This is a genomic window from Hydrogenophaga borbori (genome assembly GCF_003417535.1).
Taxonomy (GTDB): Bacteria; Pseudomonadota; Gammaproteobacteria; order Burkholderiales; family Burkholderiaceae_C; genus Hydrogenophaga; species Hydrogenophaga borbori.
The window spans coordinates 85,222-110,900 of sequence record NZ_QVLS01000008.1 but is presented as its reverse complement, the minus strand read 5'-3'; the positions used below and the strand labels follow the sequence as shown (position 1 = coordinate 110,900).

The following is a 25,679-nucleotide window of genomic DNA, read 5'->3' as shown; positions in this document are numbered from 1 at the left end:
GCGCCGGCCCGCCTACTGGATCAGTCCGTTCTTCAGCGCGTAGTAGGTGAGCTCGCTGTTGCTGGCGAGCTTGAGCTTTTCCAGCACGCGCGTGCGGTAGGTGCTCACGGTCTTCACGCTCAGGAACATGGACTCGGCCATGCTGCCCACGGTCTCGCCCTTGGCCAGGCGCAGGAAGACCTGCAGCTCGCGCTCGGACAGCAGCTCGTGCGGCAGGCGCTCGCTGTCGCCCACTGCGTTGTCGGCCAGCAGCTCGGCCACCGAGGGGCTGATGTAGCGCCGCCCGCGCGCCACCAGGCGGATGGCGTTGACGATCTCCTCCGGCTCGCATTCCTTGTTGAGGTAGCCGCTGGCGCCGTAGCGCAGCAGCGTGGTGGCGTACTGCGCCTCGGGAAAGCCGCTGAGGATGAGCACCGGCAGATCGGGAAAGCGCGCCTTGATGGCCTGCAGAGCATCCACGCCGCTGTGGTCGGGCATGGAGATGTCCATCAGCAGAACATCCACCTCGCCGCCGCGCGCCAGCTCCAGGGCCTCGCGGCCGTTGTTCGCCTCGCCCGTCACTTTCAGGTCCACGTGTTCGCCGAGGAACTGCCGCAAGCCGGAGCGCACGATGGCGTGGTCGTCGACGATGCCTACCTTGATCATGTGTCTTTCATGGATGAAGCGGAGCGCTGCAATTTAGCAGGCCCGCCGCGCGCCCGGGGTCGGACGCTTCCTACAAGCGGGGCGCGCGCATCGGCGCCGTCCTACAGGCGCTCGGCGATCCGCCCGACAGCGCGCGCGGCCCCGGATTCCTACAGTGACTTCACGGCTGGCGCAGCGCGCAACGGCCGACGCCACCCCTCCGGATGGCGCTACGCAACCCGCAACCCTCAAGGAGCCAACACATGAACTGGGATCGCATCGAAGGCAACTGGAAACAGGTCAAGGGCAAGATGCTCGAACAGTGGGGCAAGCTCACCGACGATGACCTCGACGTCGTCGCCGGCCGCCGCGAGCAGCTCGCCGGCAAGATCCAGGAACGCTACGGCTGCGCCAAGGACGAGGCCGAGCGCCAGGTGGCCGCGTGGGAGCGCACCGTGAGCGACGACTGGTTCGACCCGCCCGGCGGCGGCACGCGCCGCCCGCATTGAGCGGCCGCCAGCCCCCCAACCCCCTCACCCTCCCGGCCGGCCTTCGGCGCCGGCCCTCGAAAGGAAGCACCATGAAAGCCAGCACCCGTTACACCGCCCTCGCCGCCGCCGCCCTCGCCTCTCTGGCGCTGGTGGCCTGCGGAGAACGCGAAGACGCCACCGTGGGCCAACGCATGGACAACGCCGTGAACGAAGTCCAGCAGGCCGGCCGCGAGATGCGCGACGACGCCCGCCAGGCGGGCCAGGACATGCAGGCGGCCGGCAAGGAGGCCACCGACACCATCGCCCGTGACGCCTCCGACGCCGCCATCACCGCCAAGGTCAACGCCGCGCTGGCCGCTGACGACCAGTTGAGCGCGCTCGCGATCGACGTCGACACCACCAACGGGCAGGTCGAGCTGAAAGGCACGGCCCCCACCGCCGCGGCCCGCGACCGCGCCACCACCCTGGCCCAGGCCGTGCAAGGCGTGGTGAAGGTCGAGAACCGCCTGACCGTCCAGGCCAGCTGATCACAACCCACCACAGGAGATGTCCATGATTGCCACCCGACTCACCACCGCCGTGTTCGCCGCAGCGGCCGGCCTGGCGCTGATCCAGGTCAGCGGCTGCTCGGTCGCGCGCGACCAGCAGACCGTGGGCGCCTACATCGACGACGCCACCATCACCACCCGCGTGAAGGCGCGCTTCGCCGAGGACCCGGCGGTGAGCGCGATGTCGCTCAACGTCGAGACCCTCAACGGCACGGTGCAGCTCTCGGGCTTCGCCAAGTCCGAGGCCGAGCGCAGCGCCGCGGCCCGCCTGGCCGGCAACACGCCGGGGGTGAAGTCGGTGCGCAACGACATCGTGGTGCGCTGAGCGGGGCGCGCCCCCGGCGCCTCCCCGCCGGCAGCCTGTAGGAAGCCTCCTACAACACCATCAGCGGACAGGAAGCCCGGGGGGCGCGCGAACACGGCATCATGGCCGTGCCCGCGCGCCCGTTCCCCTTTCACCGGCCCTTCGCCCGCCCAACGTCTCCGTCCGCCCCGTGTCACCGCTTCGCACCTTCATCGTCGAGGACAACAAGGTCATCTACGACAACCTCGTGTCCACCCTGCAGGAACTGGCCAATGTCGAGGTCGTGGGCCACGCACGCAACGAGACGGAAGCGGTGAACTGGCTCACCGGGGCCGCCGGCACGGGTGAGGCCGAAGGCGATCGCTTCGACCTCATGATCGTGGACATCTTCCTGCTCACCGGCTCGGGCCTGGGCGTGCTCAAGGCCGCGCAGGACGCCGGCCTGCCCGGGCGGCGGGTGGTGCTCACCAACTACGCCACGCCCGACATCCGCAAGCGCTGCGCCCAGCTCGGGGCCGACCGCGTATTCGACAAGTCCTGCGAGCTCGAGGACCTGATCAGCTACTGCGAGCGCATCTCCGACGGCACCGCCACCGCCCCGGGCGACCTGCACTGAGGCGCGGCAGTCATGCCGACCCCCCGCCCCCGCCCCTGGCGCCGCGCCCACTGGCGCGCGGCCCGGTGGCACATGCCGCTGAGCGTGGCCCTGGCCGTGCTGCTGGCCGTGGGCGTGTTCGCCGGCGCCGAATGGACCTACCAGCGCGCGCTCGACTCCCTGGTCAACCTGGGCGGGCGCGACACCGCGCGCAATGCCCTGCAGACCGTGATGCGCCGCCTGCTCGACATCGAGTCCGCGCAGCGCGGCTACCTGCTCACCGGCCGCGCCGCGTACCTGCAGCCCTACCAGGCCGCGCGCACCGATCTGGGCAACGCCATCGGCCGCCTGCACGAGCACTACCGCAGCGACCCCGAACTCGCGCGGCTGGTGGACACGCTGGAGGAAAAGTCGCTGCAGAAGGTGTCCGAGGCGGCCGAGACCATTTCCCTGTACGACGCCGGCTCCCACGCCGCCTGGCAGGGGCTGGTGCTCACCGACATCGGGCGCGAGAAGATGGACGCCGTGCGCCGCGTGGCCGACGTGCTGCTGGCCACCGAGGAGCGCCGCATCGCGGGCGAGCGCGCCGCCATCTACCGCACGCTGGAAATGGGGCGTCTGGGAGTGCACGGCCTGGCGCTGCTGAGCCTGCTGGCCTACATCTTCTTCCTGCGCAACAACGTGGCCCTGCAGGCCAGCCAGGTGGCGCACGCGGCCCAGCTGCGGGCGGAACGCGACGCCTTCGAGCAGCAGGTGCGCCAGCGCACCGAGGAACTGGCCCTGCTCAATCTGGGCCTGCAGGAAATGCGCGAAGGCGAGCGCGGCGGTCTGGCGCGCGCCCTGCACGACGACCTGGGCGCGCTGCTCACCACGGCCAAGCTCGACCTCACCCGCCTGCGCCACGCCCTGTCCGCGCCCAGTGCCGACGTGAGCGCGCGCCTGCAGCACCTGAGCGCCACCCTCGACCAGGGCATCGAAACCAAGCGGCGCCTGATGGAGGGCCTGATGCCCTCGGCGCTGCAAAACCTGGGCCTGCACGCCGCGCTGGAGCAGCGCGCGGACGAGCTGCACCAGCGCACCGGCGTGGCGGTCGAACTCGATCTGCAGCCGCTGGAACTGGACGCCTCGACGCGGCAGGCGCTGTTCGCCGTGGCCCAGGGCGCCCTGTCCAACGTGGAGCGCCACGCCGGCGCCGGCCGGGTGGTGCTGCGCCTGAGCGGCGAGGACGGCGCCGTCGCGCTGTCGGTGGCCGACAATGGGCGCGGTTTTGCCGAGCGCGGCGGCTCCACCTCGGCCCTGGGCCTGCGCAACCTGCGCCACCGCATCGAGTCGCTGGGCGGCACCTTCACCGTGCACAGCGCACCGGGCGACGGCACCCACGTCGAGGTCAGACTGCCCGGGCGCGCGCGCCCCACCGAGCCCACCGCCCTGCCCGAGGACCCACCCGCATGATCAAGTCGTCGATCGAACGCGTCGCCCGCACCCGCTGGGTCATGCCGCTCATCGTGGCCCTGGCCATCGTGGTCATGGCCATCAACGAGAGCAGCTACCAGCACTCGAACAACACGCTGCGCCAGGGCATTGCCCTCACCGACGCCCGCATGCAGGCCGCGCGCACGCTGCAGGCGCTCACCGACGCCGAGACCGCGGCGCGCGCCTTCATCGCCAGCGGCAACGAAGGCGACCTGGCCAACTACCGCGCGGCCATGGACGACATGGCCGTCGTGCGGCCCGGCGCCTTCGAATGGCTGATCGCGCTCGACCCGCAGCGCAAGGCCTCGATCGACAAGGTGCGCGAGCGCGTGGTGGAGCGCAACGCGATGCTGGCGCTGTGGGTCGAGATGACCGAGAAGGGCCAGAACACGCAGGCCCAGGTGCTGGCCAGCGGCGACCATGGCCGCCAGCTCTACGCCGACCTGCGCCAGGAGTTCGACGGTGTGCTGGAGCGCGCCGGCGCGGTCCAGGCCCGCGCGCGCATCTCGCTGCACGACGCCCTGCTCGTGAACCGCGTGGCGCTGCATGGGCTGGTGCTGGTCTCGCTGCTCGCGCTGAGCCTGTTCATGCGGCAGATCCGCGAGTCCGACGAGCGCAAGGCCGAGGAGAACGAGCGCCTGGCCAAGCAGGTCGCCGTGCGCACCAGCGCGCTGCGCCACCTGGCCGGCCACCACGTGAACGCGCGCGAGGACGAGCGCGGCCGCGTGGCGCGCGAGCTGCACGACGAAATGGGCGGCCTGCTCACGGCGATGAAGCTGGAGCTGGCGCGCCTGCGCCGCGTGGCCGACCTGCCCGAGACGGCGAAAGAGCGCCTGGCCGGCCTCGAGCAGCGCGTCAACGAGAGCATCGCGGTCAAGCGGCGCATCATCGAGCACCTGCGCCCGTCCTCGCTCGACCAGCTGGGCCTGATCCCCGCGCTGGAGATGCTGTGCCAGGAGGCCGCCGGCCGACTGGGCATTCCCGTGCACACCGAGTTCTCGCCGGTGACGCTCTGCAAGGACACCGAGCTCACGGCCTACCGGCTGGTGCAGGAGTCGCTCACCAACGTGCAGAAGTACGCCCAGGCGCGCGAGGTGTGGGTGAGGCTCGCGCAGAGCGGCGACGCCGTGCACCTGTCGGTGCGCGACGACGGGCGCGGCTTCGACATCGAGGACGTGCCCGCCGGCCACCACGGCCTGCTGGGCATGAACGTGCGGGTGGAGTCGCACGCGGGGCAGCTGCGCATCACCAGCGCCCCGGGCCAGGGCACCTTGATCGAGGCGCGGTTGCCGGCAGCGCCCGCCGCCGCGCCGGCAGTGCCGGACTGAGGCGGCGCCGCGCGACCGGTCCGAAGGGAGGGGTCAGCGCCAGCTGAGCGCGCTGGCCGCCGCGGTGCCGAGCTCCGCCACCGCCTTCACGAAATGGCGCTCGCCATCGGACGTCGGGTGCGCCAGGCTGGCCGCCACCGCGATGACGACGGTGCCGAGGTAGGCCAGGATGGCAAGGGCGGCGTGGCGCATGGGTCCTCCTTGGGGGTCGGGGTGGCGCGCGGCGCGCCCCGATCGATCGCCAGGGCCACTGTAGGGGCGCCGCGGCCCACGCCCCGCAGGACGGCGGCGGTTCGGCGTGTCGGCCCAGTCCTACAGGGGGCTCCGGGCCGTTCCGCGCTTGTAACCACGCGGAAATTTCTTCAGGGATAATGAAACCAAATTACATGTCCGCCGGTGTTCCGGCCCTTTCAGGAGACTGCACCCCATGGCTACGCGCGCCACCAAGATCGTTGCCACCCTCGGCCCTGCCTCCAGCGATCCGGCCCTGCTCGAGGCCATGATCCGCGCCGGCGTCAACGTGGTGCGGCTGAATTTCTCGCACGGCAAGGCGCAGGACCACATCGACCGCGCCGCGCTGGTGCGCGAGGCCGCGCAGCGCGCCGGCCGCGAGGTGGGCATCATGGCCGACCTGCAGGGTCCCAAGATCCGCGTCGGCAAGTTCGCCCAGGGCAAGGTGCAGCTGGTGCCGGGCGAGAAGTTCGTGCTGGACGCCGAGCGCACCGAACCCGGCGACGAACAGGGCGTGGGCCTGGACTACAAGGAGCTGCCGCGCGACGTCAAGCCCGGCGACACCCTGCTGCTCAACGACGGCCTGATCGTGCTCACCGTCAACGCCGTGCAGGGCCCGGCCGTGCACACCACCGTCAAGCTCGGCGGCGAGTTGTCCAACAACAAGGGCATCAACAAGCAGGGCGGCGGCCTCACCGCCCCCGCGCTGACCGCCAAGGACATGGACGACATCAAGACCGCCATGGGCCTGAAGGCCGACTACGTGGCGGTGAGCTTTCCCAAGAACGCCACCGACATGGAGCTGGCGCGCCAGCTCTGCGCGGTGGCCGGCGGTGGCCACAAGCCGGGCCTGATCGCCAAGATCGAGCGCGCCGAGGCCATCCCCGAGCTCGCCAACATCCTCAAGGCCTCGGACGGCATCATGGTCGCGCGCGGCGACCTGGCGGTGGAGGTGGGAAACGCCGCCGTGCCGGCGCTGCAGAAGCACATGATCCGACTGGCGCGCGAGATGGACAAGGTCGTCATCACCGCCACGCAGATGATGGAAAGCATGATCGTCAACCCCGTGCCCACGCGCGCCGAGGTGAGCGACGTGGCCAACGCGGTGCTCGACGGCACCGACGCGGTGATGCTCAGCGCCGAGACCGCCGCCGGCAAGTTCCCGCTGGAGACCGTGCAGGAGATGGCCGCCATCTGCCTGGAGGCCGAGAAGGCCGACCTGCACGAGCTCGGCGCCGATTTCCAGGGCAAGACCTTCACGCGCATCGACCACAGCATCGCCATGGGCGCGCTGTTCACCGCGCACCACCTGGGCGCCAAGGCCATCGTGGCGCTTACCGACTCGGGCTCCACCGCGCTGTGGATGAGCCGGCACATCGTGCGCACCCCCATCTACGCGATGACGCCCAACCTCACGACCCAGCGGCGCATGACGCTCTACCGCAACGTGCGCCCGCTGCTGATGGAGACCAACGTGGACCGCGACAACGCCCTGGCCGACGCCGAGGCGCACCTGAAGAAACGCGGCATCGTGCAGGCCGGCGACGTCTACGCCATCACCGTGGGCGAGCCCATGGGCCAGCCCGGCGGCACCAACACGCTGAAGATCTGCCGCGCGGGCTGAGGCCGGGCCCCGCGGCGCTCAGTCGAACCGCATCGAGACGCCAGTCACGAACATGGTGTCGGCCTTCTTGAGGTTGGTGCCGGGGTCGCTGTCGTAGCGGTGGTTCAGGCCCGCGGTCAGGTTCACGCGCTGCGTCATCGCCACCGTCAGGCCCAGGTCCAGCACGGCGCGGAACTTGCCCGAATCGCGCAGGTCGGGAAAGACCGAGAATTTCTGGCGGAAGCTGGTGGTGTCGGTGAGCTTGTGGCTGGACTCTTCCGACAGCACCAACTCCAGGCGGCCGTAGGACCCCCGCAGTTCGTCGGCGATCACGGTGGGCGCGATGTAGCGGTCGTAGCTGTAGCCCAGGCCGCCCGAGATGTCGAAGAAGCCGGAGGCGTCGCTCCAGATGTGGCGGCCCACGCCGGTGGCCAGCGAGTAGCGCCCCGAGATGTTCGCCAGCCGGTCGCGCATCAGCTCGCCCGAGCCGAAGCCGAACCAGTCGATGGAGAAGTCGCGGTTGTACTGGGTGCGCAGGCCGTATCGCTCCACGGTGTCCACGCCGTTGCTGCGGGCGCGGTCGGCCTTGGCGTCCCAGGTCCACTTGTCCGTGTTGGTCTGGCGCGCGCCCTCGGCGGCCAGGTTCAGGGTCGCGGCGTCGTTGTTGCCGGAGGAAAAGTTGGCGCCCGCGCTCAGCAGGTAGCGCCACTGGCCGTCGGGCTTGAGCGTGACCTGGGCCTGCGTGAGCGCCGGCGCCAGCAGGGCGGCAGACGTCAGCGTCGCGATCAGGGGGCGGCGTGCCATGGCGGTTCCTTTCTTCTGCAAAAGCCTGAACGTGTGGCTTTGCACGCCGACAGTTCCCCATGGGGTTGTGACCATTGGTGACGACACGGCCCGGCAGGACCCCAAAGCTAAAATGGCGGGTTACACCACGGTTACCAACGATTCAACGGATAAAGGGGAATCCCATGGCGCTCGTTTCCATGCGCGAACTGCTCGACCACGCCGCCGCCAACAGCTACGGCATCCCGGCGTTCAACGTGAACAACCTCGAACAGGTGCAGGCCGTGATGGCGGCCGCCGACGAAGTGGGCGCTCCCGTCATCCTTCAGGCCAGCGCCGGTGCACGCAAGTACGCGGGCGAGCCCTTCATCAAGCACCTGATCCAGGCCGCGATCGAGATGTACCCGCACATCCCCCTGGTCATGCACCAGGACCATGGCCAGAGCCCCGACGTCTGCCAGGGCGCCATCAACCTGGGCTTTTCCTCCGTGATGATGGACGGCAGCCTGGAGGCCGATGGCAAGACCATCGCGAGCTACGACTACAACGTGGACGTCACCCGCAAGGTCGTCGACATGGCCCACAAGCTGGGCGTCACCGTCGAAGGCGAGCTGGGCTGCCTGGGCAGCCTGGAGACCATGAAGGGCGACAAGGAAGACGGCCACGGCACCGACGCCACCATGACGCGCGAGCAGCTGCTGACCGACCCCGAGCAAGCCGCCGATTTCGTCAAGAAGACCCAGCTCGACGCCCTGGCCATCGCCATCGGCACCAGCCACGGTGCCTACAAGTTCACGCGCAAGCCCACGGGCGACATCCTGGCCATTGACCGCATCAAGGAAATCCACCGCCGCCTGCCCAACACCCACCTGGTGATGCACGGCTCGTCCAGCGTGCCGCAGGAGCTGCTGGCCCAGATCAACCAGTACGGCGGCAAGATGAAGGAAACCTACGGCGTGCCGGTCGAGGAAATCCAGAAGGCCATCCAGTTCGGCGTGCGCAAGATCAACATCGACACCGACATCCGCCTGGCCATGACCGGCGCGGTGCGCAAGTTCCTGGCCGAGAACCCCGACAAGTTCGACGCCCGCGAGTGGCTCAAGCCCGCGCGCGAGGCCGCCAAGCAGGTCTGCAAGCAGCGCTACATCGAATTCGGCTGCGAAGGCCAGGCCGGCAAGATCAAGGGCGACAGCCTGCAGGTGGTGGCGGCCAAGTACGCCAAGGGCGAACTGGCCCAGGTCGTGAACTGATCCCCGCGCGCCCGGGGCGCTGACGCCACCGCTCGGCCTGGCCGTCGGTGGCGTTTTTCTTGGGCGCGGCGCGGCGGATCAGTCTTCCCAGTCGCCCGCCTGGATCGCCGCCACGATCTCGCGCCCCGTGCGCACCAGCGCCGGGGCGAAGTGCTCGTGCAGCAGCGCGCCCCTGAGGCGCGCGGCCGGCCCGCCCACGGTGAGCGACAGGGGCTCGCGGCCATCACCCAGGTCCACGCCGACGCCGATGGCGGCGATGTCCTGCTCCCACTCCGAGGCCGAGACCACGTAGCCGCGCGCCGCGTGATCGGCCTCGGCGCGGCGCAGGCCCGCCTCCCGTTCGGGCCAGCGCGCCGGGTCCTCGGCCCGCAGCCGTTGCGCCACGAGCGCGCGCATGCCCGGCGCCGAGGCGCACCACATCGCGCGGCCCATGGCCGTCTCGGCAAAGGGCAGGCGCGTGCCCACGTCCAACCCCAGGATGAGGCGCGCCGTGCTGCGGCAATGCGCCACGTAGACCACCGAGGTGCCATGCCGCACGCCCAGCGAGATGGCGGCCTGCGTGTCCTCGGCCAGCGTTTCCATGAAGGGCCGCGCCAGGCGCCCGATCTCGAAATTGGAGAGCACGCTGAAGCCCAGCGACAGCACCGCCGGGCTCAGCGCGTACTCGCCGGTGGCGGCGCGGTGGCGCAGGTAGCCCAGGCTGGTGAGCGTGAACGTGAGGCGCGACACCGTGGCCTGCGGCAGGCCGCTGCGGCGCGCGAGCGCCTGGTGCGCGAGCCAGCGGTCGGCCGGGCCGAAGCAGCGCAGCAAGACCAGGCCGCGCGCGAGCGCGGTGACGAAGCGCCGGTCCTGCGAGGGATCGGCCTCGTCGGGCGTGGGCGAAAGGGCGTGGCGCTGGCGTCCCATGGATCGAAGGTTTCCTTTTTATTCCGCGGATCGGAATTTAAACCCCCTCACCCGGGAACCGGGGGGCTCGATTTCCCTGAGCCACATTGACGCTTGGGTGGCCCGCGCCGCATATTGATCGCACACGGACGGTTTTTCCGACCAGCGGAATACAACAGCCACCACCATGCCGCCCCCGCCCGCCGATCACTGGCCGCCCGGCCTGCCGCGCACGCTCGCGGCGCCGCACGCCAACGTCTTCCGGAACCTGGAGGCCTCGGCCGCGCGCCACCCGCGCAAGCCCTTCACCGTCTACTACGACACGCCGCTGAGCTACGGGCAGGCCCTGAGCGAAGCCGAGCGCATCGCCGCTTTCCTGGAGCAGCGCTGCGGCGTGCGGCCCGGCGACCGCGTGCTGCTGTGCCTGCAGAACAGCCCGCAGTGGGCGCTGGCCTTCTACGGCATCCTGCGCGCCAACGCGGTGGTGGTGCCGGTGAACCCCATGAACCGCGTGGAGGAACTGCGCCACTGCGTGAACGACAGCGGCGCGCGCGTGGCCATCGCCGCGCAGGACCTGCTGCCGCAGCTGCGCCCCCTGCTGGCGGACGGCGCCGACGGAACCGGCCTGCGGCACGTCCTCGTCGCCACCTACAGCGACCACCTGCGCGGGCCCACCGAACTGCGCGTGCCCGACTTCGTGCGCGCGCCGCGCGAACCGCTGGGCGACCATCCCGCCCTCACCGCCTGGGCCGACGCGCTGGCGGCCGGTCTCACGCCGGGTCCGCTCACCACCGGCCCCGACGGCCTGTGCGCCATGCCCTACACCTCGGGTACCACCGGCCTGCCCAAGGGCTGCATGCACACCCACCGCAGCGTGATGGCCACGCTGGTGGGCGGCGCGCGCTGGTTCGGCACCACGCCCGACACGGTCTGTCTCGCGGTGCTGCCCTTCTTCCACGTCACCGGCCTGTCGGGCAGCCTCAACGGGCCGCTGTACGCGGGCGCCACGCTGGTCGTGCTCTCGCGCTGGGACCGCGAAGCCGCCGCGCACTGCATGCAGCGCTACGGCGTCACCGTGTGGCAGGCCATCGCCACCATGGTGATCGACTTCCTCGCCCAGCCGGACCTGGAGCGCTTCGACCTCTCCCGCCTGGGCTGCGTGCGCGGCGGCGGCGCGGCCATGCCCGACGCCCTGGCCGCGCGGCTCAAGGCCCTCACCGGCCGCGACTACATCGAGGGCTACGGCATGACGGAAGCCATGGGCGCCACGCACATCAACCCGCCGCACCGGCCCAAGCCGCAGTGCCTGGGCCTGCCCGTGTTCGAGGTGGACGCCCGCGTGATCGACCCCGAGACCGGGGCCGAGCGGCCCGTGGGCGAGACCGGCGAAATCGTGCTGCGCGGCCCGCAGGTGATGCAGGGCTACTGGCGCCAGCCGCAGGCCACGGCGCAGGCCTTCATCGAGATCGGCGGCCAGCGCTTCCTTCGCACCGGCGACCTGGGCCACGTCGACGAAGAGGGCTACTTCTTCATGACCGACCGCCTCAAACGCATGATCAACGCCAGCGGCTACAAGGTCTGGCCCGCCGAGGTGGAGGCGCTGATGTACCACCACCCCGCCATCCAGGAGGCCTGCGTGATCGCCGCGCGCGACGCGCGGCGCGGCGAGACGGTCAAGGCCCTGGTGGTGCTGCGCCCCGGACAGCGCGGCCGCGTGAGCGAGCAGGACCTGATCGACTGGGCGCACGGCCGGATGGCCGCCTACAAGAGCCCGCGCATCGTTGAATTCGTGGCGTCGCTGCCCCGCTCGGGCAGCGGCAAGGTGATGTGGCGCGAACTGCAGGAGCAGCAGGCCGCGCGCGACGCCGCCGCCCCCCCGTGATCCCCCGCGCCGTGCGCTGCGCGGCACCCATCGCCATCCGGCAACCCACCCGCAAGGAGACAAGACGATGACCCGCCCGACAGAACACGCCCCGACCCTGCGCCGCCGCAGCCTGCTGCTGGCCGGCGTGGCCGCCAGCGCCGGCGCGGCCCCCTGGGTCGCGGCCCAGGCGCAGGCCTACCCCAGCCGGCCCATCACGCTGATCATTCCCTGGCCGGCCGGCGGCTCCACCGACCGCCACCTGCGCACCCTGGCCGAGCTGGCCAGCAAGCACCTGGGCCAGGCCATCACCGTGGAGAACCGCCCCGGCGCGGGCGGCACACTGGGCCCCAGCGCCATGGCGCAGACCGCCAAGCCCGACGGCTACACCATCGCCCAGTTCCCGCTGGGCCTGCTGCGCATGCCGCACATGCAGAAGACCAGCTGGGACCCCCTGAACGACTTCACCTACATCATTGGCGTCTCGGGCTACACCTTCGGCCTCACCGTCAAGGCCGACTCGCCCTACAAGACCTTCAAGGACTACATCGAGGCCGCGCGGCAGCGCCCGGGAGAAATCAACTACGGCTCCACCGGCACCGGCAGCAGCCCGCACCTGCTGATGGAGGAGCTGGCCGGCAACGCCAAGGTCAAGCTGGTGCACGTGCCCTTCAAGGGCAACGCCGACCTGCAGGCCGCCCTGCTCGGCGGCCACGTGATGGCCCAGAGCGACGCCAGCGGCTGGGACAAGTACGTCGACGCCGGCCAGATGCGCCTGCTCGTCACCTTCGGCGAGCAGCGCACCCAGCGCTGGCCCGAGGTGCCCACCGCGCAGGAGCTGGGCTATGGCGTGGTGTCCACCTCGCCCTACGGCCTGGCCGGCCCCAAAGGCATGGACCCGGCCGTGGTCAAGGCCTTGCACGACGCCTTCAAAAAGGCCATGGACGACCCGAAGCACATGGAGGTGCTGGCCCAGCTCAACCAGGCCGTGTGGTACCGCAACGGCGAGGACTACAAGAAATGGGCCGGCGAGACCTTCGCCAAGGACAAGGCCCTGATCGAACGCCTGGGACTGGCCGCCAAGTGAGGGCCCGGGTCGGGCATTGCCCCGGCGGCCGCGCCAACTTGCGATAATCCGGCCGAACTGCGCAAGGCCCGTTGAGCGTTCAACGGGCCTTTTTCTTGCCTCCGACTCCTACCGCGCCATGACCTCCGCCCTGCACACCTCCAACCTCACGTCGCTGCCGCTGCTTGCGCGCGGCAAGGTGCGCGACAACTACGCCGTCGGCGACGACCGCATCCTCATGGTGGCGTCCGACCGCATCAGCGCCTTCGACGTGATCATGGGCGAGCCCATCCCCGGCAAGGGGGAACTGCTCACCAGGCTGTCGCTGTTCTGGTTCGACCGCCTGGGCCCCAAGGGGCTCGGCATCTGCCCCATCCACCTCACGGGCGAAGACCCCGAGAGCGTGGTCACGCCGGCCGAGCGGGCGCAGGTGGTGGGCCGTTCCATGCTGGTGCAGCGCCTCAAGCCCATTCCGGTGGAAGCGGTGGTGCGCGGCTACCTGGCCGGCAGCGGCTGGAAGGAATACCAGGAGAGCCGCTCGGTCTGCGGCGTGCCGCTGCCCGAGGGCCTGCTCAACGCCTCCCAGCTGCCCGAGCCCATCTACACGCCGGCCGCCAAGGCCGCCATGGGCGAGCACGACGAGAACATCACCTACGAGCGCACGGTGGAGATGGTGGGCGCCGACGTCGCGGCGCAGATCCGCGACATCGCCATCCGGCTCTACCGCGCGGCCGCCGCCATCGCGCTCGAGAAGGGCATCATCATCGCGGACACCAAGTTCGAGTTCGGCCTGGACGCCGCCGGCCGCGTGGTGCTGATGGACGAGGTGCTGACGCCCGACAGCTCGCGCTACTGGCCGGCCGAAAGCTACGCGGTGGGCAGCAACCCGCCCAGCTACGACAAGCAGTACCTGCGCGACTGGCTCGAAAGCGCCAAGGTGAACGGCAAGCCCTGGGACAAGACCGCGCCCGCGCCGCGCCTGCCGCGCGAGGTGATCGAGAAAACCGCCGAGAAGTACCGCGAGGCGCTCACGCGCCTGGTCGGCTGAGGCTTCACCGCCGGCCCGCCCCCCGGGCATGGCCGCGGCCTGCGAGGCGCGGCCCGCGCCGCGGCGCCGCGCGAGCGCCCGCTTCAGCTCAGCACGACGGACGACAGGCGCCGGCGGTAGCTCGCCACCGTCGGGTCCTCCGGGGGCACCTGGCCTTCGGCCACCTTGGGCTTGGGCGGCTCGATGACGTCGAGCACCGCGATGTAGGTCTTGCGCGCGAGCTCGTCGTTCCAGGACTTGTCGCGCATCAGGATCTCCAGCAGCTCGTCCATCGCGGCCGTCCACTGGCCGTAGGCCATCAGCAGCTGCGCGCGGGCGAAGCGCGCGTCGAAGTCGCGCTTGTTGGCGGCGATGGCCGTGTCCAGCGCGGCCATGCGGGCCTCGGGCTCGGTCACCTCGGCCTGCGCGTCGCGCGCGTCCATCCAGCGCTTGAGCGAGTCGAGCCGGCGCACGCCCGCGGCCTTGGCGATGACGGGCGCGAAGGCCACCTTGGCCTCGTCGTCTTCGCCCAGCTCCAGCAGCAGCTTCACCAGGTCGAAGCGCGCGTCGTCGTTCTCCGGGTCGGCCTGCACGGCCTGGCGCAGGCGCTCCAGCGCGGTCTCGGTGTCGCCGTCGGCCAGCGCCTCCTGCGCGGCGGCTTCCTCGGCCTCGGCCACGAGCTCGCCCTCGCCGGGCACGTGCTTGTCGAGGAAGGCGCGCACCTGGCCCTCGGGCAGCGCGCCCATGAAACCGTCGACCGGCTGGCCGTTCATGAGCAGCACGCAGGTGGGGATGCTGCGGATGCCGAAGGCCGCGGCGAGCTGCTGCTCCTGGTCGGAGTCGACCTTCACCAGCTTGAAGCGGCCGCCGTATTCGGTTTCGAGCTTTTCCAGGATGGGGCCGATGACCTTGCAGGGACCGCACCACGGGGCCCAGAAGTCCACCAGCACGGGGGTCTGCATCGAGGCCTCGATGACCTCGGCTTCGAAGTTGGCGATGGTGACGTCGATCATGGCTGCGCTCGGGTAATTGGGGGCAAAACGTAAAATCGCCACTTTACCGGAGGCCCCGCGGGCCGAAAGCCGATTCCATGAACCCCATCCCCGTGGGCGTGGTCATGGGTTCCAGCAGCGACTGGGACACCATGCAGCACGCCGTGCAGATCCTCCAGCAGTTCGGCGTCGCGCACGAGGCGCGGGTGGTCTCGGCCCACCGCATGCCCGACGACATGTTCGCCTACGCCGAGGCCGCCGCGGCGCGCGGCCTCAAGGCCATCATCGCGGGCGCGGGCGGCGCCGCCCACCTGCCCGGCATGCTGGCCGCCAAGACCGTGGTGCCTGTGCTGGGCGTGCCCGTGGCAAGCAAACACCTCAGCGGAGTCGATTCGTTGCACAGCATCGTGCAGATGCCCAAGGGCGTGCCCGTGGCCACCTTCGCCATCGGCCCCGCCGGCGCGGCCAACGCGGCCCTGTTCGCGGTGGCCATGCTGGCCGGCGAAGACCCGGTCCTGCGTCAGCAACTGCAGGCCTTCCGCGCCGAACAGACCGAGGCCGCGCGGGCCATGACCCTTCCTCCCAATACATGAGTCCCCATGCGCCAACGCTGCGTGGGTCGCCGCCCCCCGAGGGGGCCGATCCGGCGGACAGCGGCTCGGCGCCGGACCGCATGAACGCATGAACGCATCGCTCCCCCTGCTTCCCGGCGCCACCGACGCCTCGGGCCGCCCCGCCACGCTGGGCGTGATGGGCGGCGGCCAGCTCGGCCGCATGTTCGTGCAGGCCGCTCAAGCCATGGGCTTCAGCACCGCCGTGCTCGACCCCGACGCCGACAGCCCGGCCGGCCTCATCAGCCACCACCACATCCGCTGCGCCTACGACGACCCGAAGGGCCTGGCCCAGCTGGCCCGGTGCAGCGACGCCATCACCACCGAGTTCGAGAACGTGCCGGCGCCCGCGCTGGCGTCGCTGGCGGCGCTGCGGCCGGTGGCGCCCGGCGCGGCCAGCGTGGCCATTGCCCAGGACCGGGCGGCCGAGAAGGCGCACTTCGAGCGCTGCGCCGCCGACAACGACGGCGTGCGGCCCGCGCCCCACGCCAGCATCGACTCGCCCGAGCAGCTCGCCGCCGTGGCGGCCGAGCTGCTGCCCGGCATCCTGAAAACCGCGCGCCTGGGCTACGACGGCAAGGGCCAGGCCCGCGTGAAGGACCGCGCCGAACTCGCCGCCGCCTGGGACCGCCTGGGCCGGGTGCCCTGTGTGCTGGAGCGCCTCCTGCCGCTGCGCGCCGAATGCTCGGTCATCGTGGCGCGCGGCGCCGACGACCAGTGCGTCAGCTTCCCGGTGCAGAAGAACACGCACCGCGACGGCATCCTCGCCGTCACCGAGGTCTACGACGGCGCGATCGACCCCGCCCTGGCGCGGCGCGCGCAGGCCGCCACCATGGCCATCGCGCGCCAGCTCGGCTACGTGGGCGTGCTCTGCGTGGAGTACTTCCTGGTCGACGACGGCCGCGGCGGCCTGGACCTGGTGGTCAACGAAATGGCGCCGCGCCCGCACAACAGCGGCCACTACACGCAGAACGCCTGCGACGTCTCGCAGTTCGAGGCGCAGGTGCGCGCGGTCGCCGGCCTGCCGCTGCGCGCGCCGGTGCAGCACAGCCCGGCCATCATGCTCAACCTGCTGGGCGACCTGTGGTTCGCCCCGAACGCGCGGCACGCGCAGGCCAGCGACACGCCCGTCACGCCCCCCTGGGACGAGGTGCTGGCCCTGCCCGGCACGCACCTGCACCTGTATGGCAAGGCCAGCGCCCGCCCGGGCCGCAAGATGGGCCACCTCAACATCACCGGTCCCACGGTGGCCGCGGTGCGCGACACCGCCGCGAAAGCGCTGGCCCTGCTGGGCTTGCCGCCGCTCTAGGCCCGCCATGCCGCTGCTGCTCGACGCGTCGCGGCCCGAGGCCATCGAACAGGCCGCGCGGCGCCTGGCCGACGGCGGCCTGGTGGGCCTGCCCACCGAGACCGTCTACGGCCTGGCCGCCGACGCCGACAACGCCAGCGCGGTGCGGCGCATCTTCGAGGCCAAGGGCCGCCCGGCCGACCACCCGCTGATCGTGCACGTCGCGGCCGATGCGCCGCGCGCCGCCGTCGACCACTACGCGCGCGAGGTGCCGGCCTTCGCCGAGCGCCTGATCGCCGCGCTCTGGCCCGGCCCGCTCACGCTGATCCTGCCGCGCCGCGCCGAGGTCGCGGCCGTGGCCGCCGGCGGGCAGGACTCGGTCGGCCTGCGCTGCCCCTCGCACCCCGTGGCCCAGGCCGTGCTGCGCGCCGCCGCCACGCATGGCGTGCACGGCGTGGCCGCGCCCAGCGCCAACCGCTTCGGTCGCGTCAGTCCCACCAGCGCCGCGCACGTGATGGAGGAGTTCGCTGCGCTGGCCGATGACGCGCTGCTGGTGCTCGACGGCGGCGCCTGCCCCGTGGGCATCGAATCGACCATCGTGGACTGCACGCGCGGCCACCCGGTGCTGCTGCGCCCGGGCGTGCTCACGCCGGCGCGGCTGGAGGCCATCGCCGGCCAGCCGCTGCGCGCGCGCGACGGGGCCGCGCCGCGCGCCTCGGGCACGTTGGAATCGCACTACGCGCCGCGCGCCAAAGTGCGGCTGATGGACGCCAGACAGCTGCGCGCCGCCTTCCAGGTGCTGGGCGAGGACGCCAGACACATCGCCCTGTACGCGCGCAGCCCGATCGAGACCGCGCGCGGCACGCCGCGCCGTCGCATGCCCGAGGACGCCGAGGACGCCGCGCGCGAGCTGTTCGCCGTGCTGCGCGAACTCGACGCCACCGGCGTGCGCCTGATCTGGGTGGAAACGCCGCCCGACGGCCCCGAGTGGGACGGCGTGCGCGACCGCTTGAGCCGCGCCGCGGCCTGAGCCCTCAATCCGCCAGCCGGGCGGTCCACTCCACCAGCGCCTCCAGCGCCGGGCGCGCCGCCGGCGCGTTGGGGTGGTTCACGAAAGCCACCACCACATAGCGCACGCCATTGGCCGCGTTCACGTAGCCGGCCACGCCGGTGACGTCGCGCAGCGTGCCGGTCTTGAGCCAGGCGTGGCCGTAGACCGGGCTGCGCTCATCGGCGGCGTAGCGGCGCGCCGTGCCCGTCACCCCCGCCAGCGAGAGCGTGCCGACGAAGGCGTCGGCCTGCGGGTGGCGCGCCGCGTGGCGCAACAGCAGGGCCAGGGCCTCGGGCGTGATGCGCTCGTCGCGCGACAGGCCCGAACCGTTCTGGATGACGGGCGCGGGCACGCGCTCGCCGAAGGTGCGGCGCCACCAGTTGCCCAGCACCGTGCGCGCCTGCTCGAAGCCGCTGCGCTTCCAGGGCAGCGGCCCGCTGCCGGGCAGCGCCGTGGCCTGCGGCGCCAGCTGGCCCAGCGTGAGGAACACCTGCTGGGCCATCACGTTGTTGCTCCACTGGTTCACGTCGGTGAGGATGTCTGCCAGCGGCAGCGAGGGCGCGTCGAGCAGCAACTTGGCGTCCAGCGGCGTGAGGCCGGCGCGCACCTGGCCCGTGAGCAGGCCGCCGCCGGCGCGCCACAGGCCCTCCATGGCGCGCGCCGCGAAGCTGGCCGGGTCCTGGTAGGCCACGGGCCATTTCTGCTCGCCGCAGCGCAGGGGGTAGCGGCCCTGGAAGGCGATGCGGCCGGGGTCGTCGAAGCGCGCGCGCAGCCCGCCGCGCCAGTCGCCGCAGGCGCCGTTGGACAGCGGCACGCTGGCGTCGATGGCCAGGCCCGCGAGCGGCGGCTCGCTGACCACGCGCGCCACGCCCGCCGCCGCGTCGGGCAGGAAACTCAGCACCACCGATTTGAAGTTCACCAGCAGCGCGTCGGGTCCGGCGTTGTAGGGGCGCAGGGCCTCACCGTCGAAGGCGCCGGGGTCGTAGGGCGGCAGGTCGAAGGCGCTGCTGTCGAGCACCATGTCGCCCAGGATGAGCTGCACGCCCTGCGCCTGCAGCGCGGCGAAGGCCTCCTGGATGCGCTCGAGCACGAACTTGGGGTCGCCGCCGCCGCGCACGTAGAGGTTGCCGCGCAGCGCGCCGGCCTCCAGCGGGCCGTCGGTGTAGAAGCGCGTGCTCCAGGTGTAGCCGGGGCCCAGCAGGTCGAAGGCGGCGTAGCTGGTCACCAGCTTCATCACCGAGGCCGGATTGACCGGCATCCCCGACTGGTGGCGCACCCGCGCCTCATGGCCGTCCAGCGGCACCACCACGGCGGCGAAGGCGGTGGCGGGCACCTCGGCCCGTGCCAGCGCCGCCGCCACCGGTGGCGGCAGCGCCTCGCGCGAAGGCCCTTGGGCACAGGCCGGCAGGGCAATGGCCAGCGCCAACAGCAGGGACGACAGGAAGCGGTTCACGCGGGCGATTATCGGCCGGGCCCCGGCAAGTCCCTCCAGGCCGGTGGCCGATAATCGCCCGATGCCTGCCGCCCCGTGCTTCCTGGCCATCGAGACCAGCACCGACACCCTCTCGCTGGCCCTGGGCTCGGGGCGGGTCGGCGAGGCCGTGCACCGCTTCCAGGGTCCCGGCGGCGCCCAGGCGTCCTTGGAACTGCTGCCCCAGGTGCGGCGCCTGCTGGCCGAGGCCGACCGGTCGCTGGACGGGCTGGACGCCATCGCCTTCGGGCGCGGACCGGGCTCCTTCACCGGCCTGCGCACCGCCTGCGCCGTGGCCCAGGGCCTGGCCTATGGCACGCGCGGGCCACGGCACCCCCAGGGCCTGCCCGTCCTGCCCGTCGACACCCTGCTGGCCCTGGCCGAGCAGGCCCGCGCCGACGACGCCGGCGACGGCCATGCGCCACCCGCGCACCTGGTGGCACTGCTCGACGCGCGCATGGACGAGCTCTACGTGGCGGCCTACGCGCTCGACGGTGAATCGCCGGTCGCCCTCGCCCCGCCCCGCCTGTGCGCGCCCGCCGACCTCGCGGGCTGGCTGCACGACCAGGGCCTGGCCGACGGCACCCGCACCCTGCTCGCGGGCAACGCCTTCGCGGCCTACGCCGACGCCCTGCGCGACGCGCCCGGCCGCCGCCGCGCGGCCCTGCCCACCGCCGACGCCCTGCTGCGCCTGGCCCCGGCGCTGATGGCCCGGGGCGCCGCGGTCGGCGCCGCCGAGGCCCTGCCGCTGTACGTGCGCGACAAGGTCGCGCGCACCACGGCCGAACGCGAGGCCGGCGCATGAAGCACCCCCGCGCCGGGCTTTGCCCGTCACCCCCTCCAGGGGGCGATGCCAGCGGCCCGGCAAAGCCGGTTCCGCGCCATCCCTCGATGGATGCGGCCGCCACCCTGCCCGGATGGGCCACCGGCCTGTGGCCCGCGCCCATGGACACCCTGCCCGTGCCGCTGGAGGCCCAGGCGCGCGCCATCGCCTTCACGCCCATGACCGAGGCCGACCTGGACGCGGTGCACGCGGTCGAGACCAGCGCCTACGGCCACCCGTGGTCGCCGCGGCACTTCCGCGACTCGCTGCAGGCCGGCTACCCGGCCGTGATGCTGATCGGCGAAGCGCACGCGGGCGAAAGCCCCTGGCCCCCCCGGCCCGACGGCCGCTGGCTGCTCGGCTACCTGGTGGCCATGCCCGGCGTGGACGAGGTGCACCTGCTCAACCTCACCGTGAACCCGCCGCACCAGCGCCAGGGCTGGGCGCGCTTCATGCTCGACGCGCTGGCGCTGTGGTCGCGCGGCCAGGGCGCCCTGTCGCTGTGGCTGGAGGTGCGCCAGAGCAACGCGCCCGCGCGCCGGCTGTATGAACGCTGCGGTTTTCGCGAGGTGGGCGTGCGCCGTGGCTACTACCCGCTGTCGGCGCTGCAGCGCGAGGACGCGGTGGTGATGCAACTGGGCCTGGACGGCACGCGGGGCACCGAATGAGCGACCGGACCGACACGCCCGACGGCTGGGTGCGCGAACTCGACGCGCGCCAGCGCGCCATGCTGGCCGAGATGGGCGTGAAGGTCTGGGTGCCCGCGCCGCCGCGCGCGCCCGCGGCCAGCCCCGAGCCGGCGACCAGCGCCGTGGCGGCGCCCGCCGCGGCGGCCACGCCCGCACCCGCCGGGCGCTCGCCCGCACCCGCCGGGCGCTCGCCCGCGGCGGTCCGCCCGCCCCAGGCGCCTGCGCCTGCGCCTGCGCCGATGCCGGCACCGGCCGCCCCCCCCAGCCCCGCGCGCAGCGACATCGCCACGCTCGACTGGCCCGCGCTGCGCGAGGCCGTGGCCGACTGCCGCGCCTGCGGCCTGTGCGAGTCGCGGCGCAACACCGTGTTCGGTGTCGGCCACACCGAGGCCGACTGGATGATCGTGGGCGAGGCCCCCGGCGAACAGGAAGACCGCCAGGGCGAGCCCTTCGTGGGCCCCGCCGGCCAGCTGCTCGACGCCATGCTGCGCGCCTGCGGGCGCGACCGCCAGGCCATGGACGCGCGCGGGGTGTTCATCGCCAACGTGCTCAAGTGCCGCCCGCCGGCCAACCGCAACCCGGCGCCCGAGGAAGTGGTGCAGTGCGAACCCTTCCTGTCGCGCCAGGTGGCGCTGGTCCGGCCCAAGCTGATCATCGCCATGGGCCGCTTCGCGGTGCAGTCCTTGCTCAAGACCACCGAGCCCATCGGCCGCCTGCGTGGGCGGCTGCACCGCTACGAGGGCGTGCCGGTCATCGTGACCTACCACCCGGCCTACCTGCTGCGCACACCCATCGACAAGGCCAAGGCCTGGGCCGACCTGTGCCTGGCCATGGAGATCGATCGGTAGTGTCTGACGGGGGCTCTAGGCCCCCGGCGGCTCGGCGCCCGGCGCGGCCGGCCTCGCCGGCCACAGCACGGCCGCGATCGCCAGCATGATCAGCGCCACCGCCACCCAGTCCTGCCAGTGCAGCACCTCGCCCAGCAGCCAGGCACCGCTGAACACGCCCAACACCGGGATCATCATCACGCTCAGCGTGGACGCGATCGGCGGCAGGTCGCGCGCCAGCACCAGCCAGGCCACCTGCGCGAAGGCGAACACGCCCAGCGCGTTGTAGACGATGGCCCCCCACACCACCGGGCCCGGCATCACGCCCCAGGCCTCGCGCTCGAACAGCCAGGACAGGGCGCTCATCCAGACCGTGGTCAGCGCGATCATCCAGAACGAGATCGTCAGCGTGTCGTAGGGCAGCGTGGTGCGCCGCATCTGCTGCGTGCCCCAGGCCCACATCGCCGCGGCCAGCAGCATCATGCCCACGGCCAGCGGCGCGCCCGACAGGCGCACGAACTCGTGCCACAGCAGCAGCAGCACGCCCAGGGCAGCCGCTGCCACGCCGCCCCAGGCGCGCATCGGCAGGCGCTGGCCGAACCACAGCGCGCCCACGATGGCCGAGAACACCGGCATGGTGTAGCCCAGGATGGCCGCGCGCCCGCTGGACAGCGACTGGATCGCCAGCACCGCCAGCGTGTGCCAGAACAGCATGTTGATCACCGTGAGCCACGCCAACTGGCCCCAGTGCTCGCGCGCCATCCGGAACGGCGCCCCGCGCCACCACAGCACGCCGGCCAGCACCGGCAGACCGATCCACATGCTCAGGGCGCGGAAGGTGAGCGGCTGATAACCCGCGATGCCGATCTTCATGATCGGCCAGTTGATGCCCCACACCAGGGTGAGGAGGACGAGCAGAACCAGTTGCCGGCGCGATATCGAGTGCATGCTGCCGATCGTACGGTTGTTCCAAATCCCGTCCACCGGGCGGGCGGCCGATGCCCCCACCTAAAATCCCGGCCCATGACCTTCATCGACCAGCTGCAGGCCGCCACCCGCGACAACGCGAGCCTGCTGTGCGTGGGCCTGGACCCGGACCCCGCCAAGTTCCCCGCGCACCTGAAGAACGACGCCTCGCGCATTCACGACTTCTGCGCCGCCATCGTCGATGCCACCGCCGACCTGGTCTGCGCCTTCAAGCCGCAGATCGCCTACTTCGCCGCGCACCGCGCCGAAGACCAGCTCGAGCGCCTGGTCGCGCACATGCGCCGCGCCGCGCCCGGCGTGCCCGTGATCCTCGACGCCAAGCGCGGCGACATCGGCGCCACCGCCGAGCAGTACGCCATCGAGGCCTTCGAGCGCTTCGGCGCCGACGCCGTCACGCTCTCGCCCTTCATGGGCTTCGACTCGGTGGAGCCCTACCTGCGCCGCCACGGCAAGGGCGCCTTCCTGCTGTGCCGCACCTCCAACCCCGGGGGCGACGACCTGCAGGCGCAGCGCCTGTCCTCCGTCGCCGGCCAACCCCTGCTGTACGAGCACGTGGCGCGCCTCGCGCAGGGGCCCTGGAACCTCAATGGCCAGCTCGGCCTGGTGGTGGGCGCCACCTACCCGGCCGAGATCGCGCGCGTGCGCGAACTCGCCCCCACGCTGCCCTTGCTCATCCCCGGCGTGGGCGCTCAGGGCGGCGACGCCACGGCCACCGTGCGCGCGGGCCTGCGCCTGCAGGGCGATGCCATCACCGGCCCCATCGTCGTGAACTCCTCGCGCGCCATCCTCTATGCCTCGGCGGGCGACGACTTCGCCGCCGCGGCGCGCCAGGCGGCCCTCAAAACGCGTGATCAATTGCACGCGGCGCGCATCGGCTGAACGACCGGCGGCTTGACAAATACCCCCATACGGTAAGCCGCTCAGCGGATGCGGCGACGCCACGACACCCCCCTGTAACCAAGCGCAACGCGCCATCGGCGCCCGCGGTCGCCTGCCTAGACTCGCGCCCCATCCAGATGGAGGGTGGCCATGGCGACGATCGAACAGGACGATCTGCCCAGCGATGCGCTGATCGAGCACGAAGACCCGGCGGCGCGCACCCGCGCAGCGATCGCCGGTGCCGCGGCAGCGGCCACGGCGGCGCTGGCCGCCTGCGGGGGGGGCGGCGGTGGCAGCGACGGCGGATCGGCCGAACCGCCCTTCGTGCCCGTGGTGGACTTTTCCCTCGACGGCTACACCTACCTCGCCGCGAACAACGACGCCGAGGCGGCGCGCTTCCTGCAGCAGGCGCAGTTCTCCTCCACGCCGCAGGAGATCGCGGCACTGCGCAGCGAAGGCTACGCCCTGTGGCTGGCGCGCCAGTTCCAGCAGCCCCGAGGCCAGAGCGGCTGGGACTGGCTGCAGGCGCGCGGCTATGGCGCCATCGACAGCAACAACTACTTCTTCAACCAGTACCCGGCCGACTTCATGCTCTGGAGCCAGCTGCTGTCGGGCGGCGAGGCCATGCGCAAGCGCGTCGCGCTCGCGCTGTCCGAGATCTTTGTCAGCTCGCTGACCACGGCCGAGTTCACCTGGCGCAGCCACGCCTACGCCTCGTGGTGGGACATGCTCATGCGCAACGCCTTCGGCAACTTCCGCCAGTTGCTCGAGGACGTGACGCTGCACCCGGCCATGGGCTACTTCCTCAACACCAAGGGCAACCAGAAGGAGAACCCCTCCACCGGCCGCGTGCCCGACGAAAACTACGCGCGCGAGGTGATGCAGCTCTTCACCATCGGCCTGCTCGAACTCAACCTCGATGGCACGCCCAAGATGAGCGGGGGACGCCCCATCGAGAGCTACACCCAGGACGACGTGACCCACCTCGCGCGCGTCTTCACCGGCTGGGACTTCGACACCTCCGACGGCGTGCGACACACGCCGGTCGGGCAGAACTACACCATCGAATCCAGCGCCTTCGCGCGCAAGCCCATGAGCCTGCGCGAGAGCCGCCACTCCACGCTGGAGGCGCGCTTCCTGGGCGCCACGGTGCCGGCCGGCACGCCCGGGCGCGCGGCGCTGCGCATCGCCCTGGACACGCTGTTCAACCACCCCAACACCGGGCCCTTCTTCGCGCGCCAGATGATCCAGCGCCTGGTGACCAGCGACCCCAGCCCGGCCTACGTGGCGCGCGTGGCGAGCAAGTTCAACAACAACGGCAAGGGCCAGCGCGGCGACCTGCAGGCGGTGATGGTCGCCATCCTGCTCGACCCCGAGGCGCGCGGCGGCCTCTCGCTGTCCAGCAGCACCCACGGCAAGCTGCGCGAGCCCATGGTCCGCTTCATTCAGTGGGCGCGCAGCTTCGACGTCACGTCGGCGGCGGGCAGCTGGAAGGTCTTCGACCTGGCCGACGCCGGCACCCAGCTCGGTCAGAGCCCGCTGCGCTCGCCCTCGGTCTTCAATTTCTTCCGCCCCGGCTACGTGCCGCCCAACACCGCCCTGGCGGCCCGCAATGCCACGGCGCCGGAGTTCCAGCTCGTCAACGAGTCCAGCGTGGGCGGCTACCTCAACTTCATGCAGGGCGTGATCGAGCGCGGCATCAACTGCCCCAACCCGGGCGTTCCCTATGCCGCGTGGAACAACTACGCCTACGACGTGAAGGCCAACTACGCGCGCGAACTCGCGCTGGTGACCAACGCCGCCGCGCTGGTGGACCACCTGAACCTGATGCTGGCGGCGGGGCAGATCTCACCCGCCACGCGCACGCTCATGGTCAACGCGCTCAACGCCACCACCGTCACGGCCGCCAGCAGCGCCGACGCCAGGAACCGGCGGGTCTGGGCCGCCGTGCTCATGGTGATGGCCTGCCCCGAGTACCTGATCCAGAAGTGA

26 protein-coding genes are annotated in these 25,679 nt (G+C 71.8%); 19 read left to right on the top strand and 7 right to left on the bottom strand.

Annotated features, from left to right (window positions below):
* Window positions 1-12 precede the first annotated feature (12 nt).
* Window positions 13-645 (bottom strand): response regulator, encoded by a 633-nt coding sequence (locus DY262_RS14235; RefSeq protein ID WP_116959730.1) that lies wholly within the window; start codon window positions 643-645, stop codon window positions 13-15.
* Between the two features lie 242 nt (window positions 646-887).
* Between DY262_RS14235 and DY262_RS14230 the strand changes: the two genes are divergently transcribed.
* The 6 genes from DY262_RS14230 (at window position 888) to DY262_RS14205 (ending at window position 5,363) form a co-directional block, all read left to right on the top strand.
* Window positions 888-1,133, top strand: a complete 246-nt coding sequence (locus DY262_RS14230; RefSeq protein WP_116959728.1) for a CsbD family protein — start codon at window positions 888-890, stop codon at window positions 1,131-1,133.
* A gap of 71 nt (window positions 1,134-1,204) precedes the next feature.
* Window positions 1,205-1,642, top strand: coding sequence for a BON domain-containing protein (locus tag DY262_RS14225; RefSeq protein ID WP_116959726.1), 438 nt, complete (start codon window positions 1,205-1,207; stop codon window positions 1,640-1,642).
* A 25-nt stretch (window positions 1,643-1,667) separates the two neighbouring features.
* Window positions 1,668-1,988 (top strand): BON domain-containing protein, encoded by a 321-nt coding sequence (locus DY262_RS14220; RefSeq protein WP_070399486.1) that lies wholly within the window; start codon window positions 1,668-1,670, stop codon window positions 1,986-1,988.
* A gap of 169 nt (window positions 1,989-2,157) precedes the next feature.
* Window positions 2,158-2,583 carry a response regulator gene (locus DY262_RS14215; protein ID WP_116959723.1) on the top strand — a complete coding sequence of 142 codons (426 nt, stop codon included), beginning with the start codon at window positions 2,158-2,160 and terminating at the stop codon, window positions 2,581-2,583.
* 12 nt (window positions 2,584-2,595) lie between these two features.
* The gene (locus DY262_RS14210; RefSeq protein ID WP_116959721.1) at window positions 2,596-4,014 is read left to right on the top strand and encodes a CHASE3 domain-containing protein; all 1,419 of its coding nucleotides are present in this window, start codon (window positions 2,596-2,598) and stop codon (window positions 4,012-4,014) included.
* Entirely contained in the window at window positions 4,011-5,363 is a 1,353-nt protein-coding gene (locus tag DY262_RS14205; RefSeq protein WP_116959719.1) for a sensor histidine kinase, read from the top strand. The genes DY262_RS14210 and DY262_RS14205 overlap by 4 nt, the downstream gene beginning before the upstream one ends.
* Before the next feature lie 33 nt (window positions 5,364-5,396).
* Here DY262_RS14205 and DY262_RS21805 read toward each other — a convergent pair whose 3' ends face one another.
* Window positions 5,397-5,555, bottom strand: coding sequence for a hypothetical protein (locus tag DY262_RS21805; RefSeq protein WP_181936509.1), 159 nt, complete (start codon window positions 5,553-5,555; stop codon window positions 5,397-5,399).
* Between the two features lie 235 nt (window positions 5,556-5,790).
* On the opposite strand from DY262_RS21805, the gene pyk reads away from it, so the two are divergent.
* Window positions 5,791-7,218 carry a pyruvate kinase gene (pyk, locus tag DY262_RS14200; protein ID WP_070399482.1) on the top strand — a complete coding sequence of 476 codons (1,428 nt, stop codon included), beginning with the start codon at window positions 5,791-5,793 and terminating at the stop codon, window positions 7,216-7,218.
* Window positions 7,219-7,236: 18 nt separating this feature from the next.
* Here pyk and DY262_RS14195 read toward each other — a convergent pair whose 3' ends face one another.
* Entirely contained in the window at window positions 7,237-8,001 is a 765-nt protein-coding gene (locus DY262_RS14195; protein WP_181936508.1) for a DUF481 domain-containing protein, read from the bottom strand.
* 164 nt (window positions 8,002-8,165) lie between these two features.
* On the opposite strand from DY262_RS14195, the gene fba reads away from it, so the two are divergent.
* Complete coding sequence (gene fba / locus DY262_RS14190) at window positions 8,166-9,230, top strand: class II fructose-bisphosphate aldolase (RefSeq protein WP_116959715.1); 1,065 nt, start codon at window positions 8,166-8,168, stop codon at window positions 9,228-9,230.
* A 78-nt stretch (window positions 9,231-9,308) separates the two neighbouring features.
* Here fba and DY262_RS14185 read toward each other — a convergent pair whose 3' ends face one another.
* Window positions 9,309-10,136 (bottom strand): IclR family transcriptional regulator, encoded by an 828-nt coding sequence (locus tag DY262_RS14185; protein WP_116959713.1) that lies wholly within the window; start codon window positions 10,134-10,136, stop codon window positions 9,309-9,311.
* A gap of 166 nt (window positions 10,137-10,302) precedes the next feature.
* Here DY262_RS14185 and DY262_RS14180 point away from each other — a divergent pair, with 166 nt between their 5' ends.
* The 3 genes from DY262_RS14180 (at window position 10,303) to DY262_RS14170 (ending at window position 14,090) form a co-directional block, all read left to right on the top strand.
* On the top strand, window positions 10,303-11,997 hold the full coding sequence (locus DY262_RS14180) for a long-chain fatty acid--CoA ligase (RefSeq protein WP_116959711.1): 1,695 nt from the start codon (window positions 10,303-10,305) through the stop codon (window positions 11,995-11,997).
* Between the two features lie 67 nt (window positions 11,998-12,064).
* The gene (locus DY262_RS14175; protein ID WP_116959710.1) at window positions 12,065-13,063 is read left to right on the top strand and encodes a tripartite tricarboxylate transporter substrate binding protein; all 999 of its coding nucleotides are present in this window, start codon (window positions 12,065-12,067) and stop codon (window positions 13,061-13,063) included.
* Window positions 13,064-13,181: 118 nt separating this feature from the next.
* Window positions 13,182-14,090 carry a phosphoribosylaminoimidazolesuccinocarboxamide synthase gene (locus DY262_RS14170; RefSeq protein WP_116959709.1) on the top strand — a complete coding sequence of 303 codons (909 nt, stop codon included), beginning with the start codon at window positions 13,182-13,184 and terminating at the stop codon, window positions 14,088-14,090.
* Between the two features lie 83 nt (window positions 14,091-14,173).
* Here the strand turns inward: DY262_RS14170 and trxA are convergent, their stop codons facing one another.
* Window positions 14,174-15,082 carry a thioredoxin gene (trxA, locus tag DY262_RS14165; RefSeq protein ID WP_116959707.1) on the bottom strand — a complete coding sequence of 303 codons (909 nt, stop codon included), beginning with the start codon at window positions 15,080-15,082 and terminating at the stop codon, window positions 14,174-14,176.
* A gap of 77 nt (window positions 15,083-15,159) precedes the next feature.
* Between trxA and purE the strand changes: the two genes are divergently transcribed.
* From purE to DY262_RS14150, 3 genes are all read left to right on the top strand, one after another.
* The gene (purE, locus tag DY262_RS14160) at window positions 15,160-15,654 is read left to right on the top strand and encodes a 5-(carboxyamino)imidazole ribonucleotide mutase (protein ID WP_116959704.1); all 495 of its coding nucleotides are present in this window, start codon (window positions 15,160-15,162) and stop codon (window positions 15,652-15,654) included.
* Window positions 15,655-15,742: 88 nt separating this feature from the next.
* A complete protein-coding gene (locus DY262_RS14155; protein WP_116959702.1) occupies window positions 15,743-16,981 on the top strand; it encodes a 5-(carboxyamino)imidazole ribonucleotide synthase in 1,239 nt (412 codons plus the stop codon).
* 13 nt (window positions 16,982-16,994) lie between these two features.
* Complete coding sequence (locus DY262_RS14150) at window positions 16,995-17,990, top strand: L-threonylcarbamoyladenylate synthase (protein ID WP_116959913.1); 996 nt, start codon at window positions 16,995-16,997, stop codon at window positions 17,988-17,990.
* A 4-nt stretch (window positions 17,991-17,994) separates the two neighbouring features.
* On the opposite strand, the gene dacB is transcribed toward DY262_RS14150, so the two are convergent.
* On the bottom strand, window positions 17,995-19,464 hold the full coding sequence (gene dacB / locus DY262_RS14145) for a D-alanyl-D-alanine carboxypeptidase/D-alanyl-D-alanine endopeptidase (protein ID WP_245981004.1): 1,470 nt from the start codon (window positions 19,462-19,464) through the stop codon (window positions 17,995-17,997).
* Between the two features lie 61 nt (window positions 19,465-19,525).
* On the opposite strand from dacB, the gene tsaB reads away from it, so the two are divergent.
* The 3 genes from tsaB (at window position 19,526) to DY262_RS14130 (ending at window position 21,842) form a co-directional block, all read left to right on the top strand.
* Complete coding sequence (gene tsaB, locus DY262_RS14140) at window positions 19,526-20,287, top strand: tRNA (adenosine(37)-N6)-threonylcarbamoyltransferase complex dimerization subunit type 1 TsaB (RefSeq protein WP_116959911.1); 762 nt, start codon at window positions 19,526-19,528, stop codon at window positions 20,285-20,287.
* 140 nt (window positions 20,288-20,427) lie between these two features.
* Window positions 20,428-20,973 carry a ribosomal protein S18-alanine N-acetyltransferase gene (gene rimI, locus DY262_RS14135; RefSeq protein ID WP_116959910.1) on the top strand — a complete coding sequence of 182 codons (546 nt, stop codon included), beginning with the start codon at window positions 20,428-20,430 and terminating at the stop codon, window positions 20,971-20,973.
* Window positions 20,970-21,842, top strand: a complete 873-nt coding sequence (locus DY262_RS14130; protein WP_116959699.1) for a uracil-DNA glycosylase — start codon at window positions 20,970-20,972, stop codon at window positions 21,840-21,842. Before rimI ends, DY262_RS14130 begins: the two co-directional genes overlap by 4 nt.
* A 15-nt stretch (window positions 21,843-21,857) precedes the next feature.
* Here DY262_RS14130 and DY262_RS14125 read toward each other — a convergent pair whose 3' ends face one another.
* Entirely contained in the window at window positions 21,858-22,769 is a 912-nt protein-coding gene (locus DY262_RS14125; protein ID WP_116959697.1) for a DMT family transporter, read from the bottom strand.
* Between the two features lie 75 nt (window positions 22,770-22,844).
* Between DY262_RS14125 and pyrF the strand changes: the two genes are divergently transcribed.
* A complete protein-coding gene (gene pyrF / locus DY262_RS14120) occupies window positions 22,845-23,687 on the top strand; it encodes an orotidine-5'-phosphate decarboxylase (RefSeq protein ID WP_116959695.1) in 843 nt (280 codons plus the stop codon).
* A gap of 150 nt (window positions 23,688-23,837) precedes the next feature.
* Entirely contained in the window at window positions 23,838-25,679 is a 1,842-nt protein-coding gene (locus DY262_RS14115; protein ID WP_116959693.1) for a DUF1800 domain-containing protein, read from the top strand.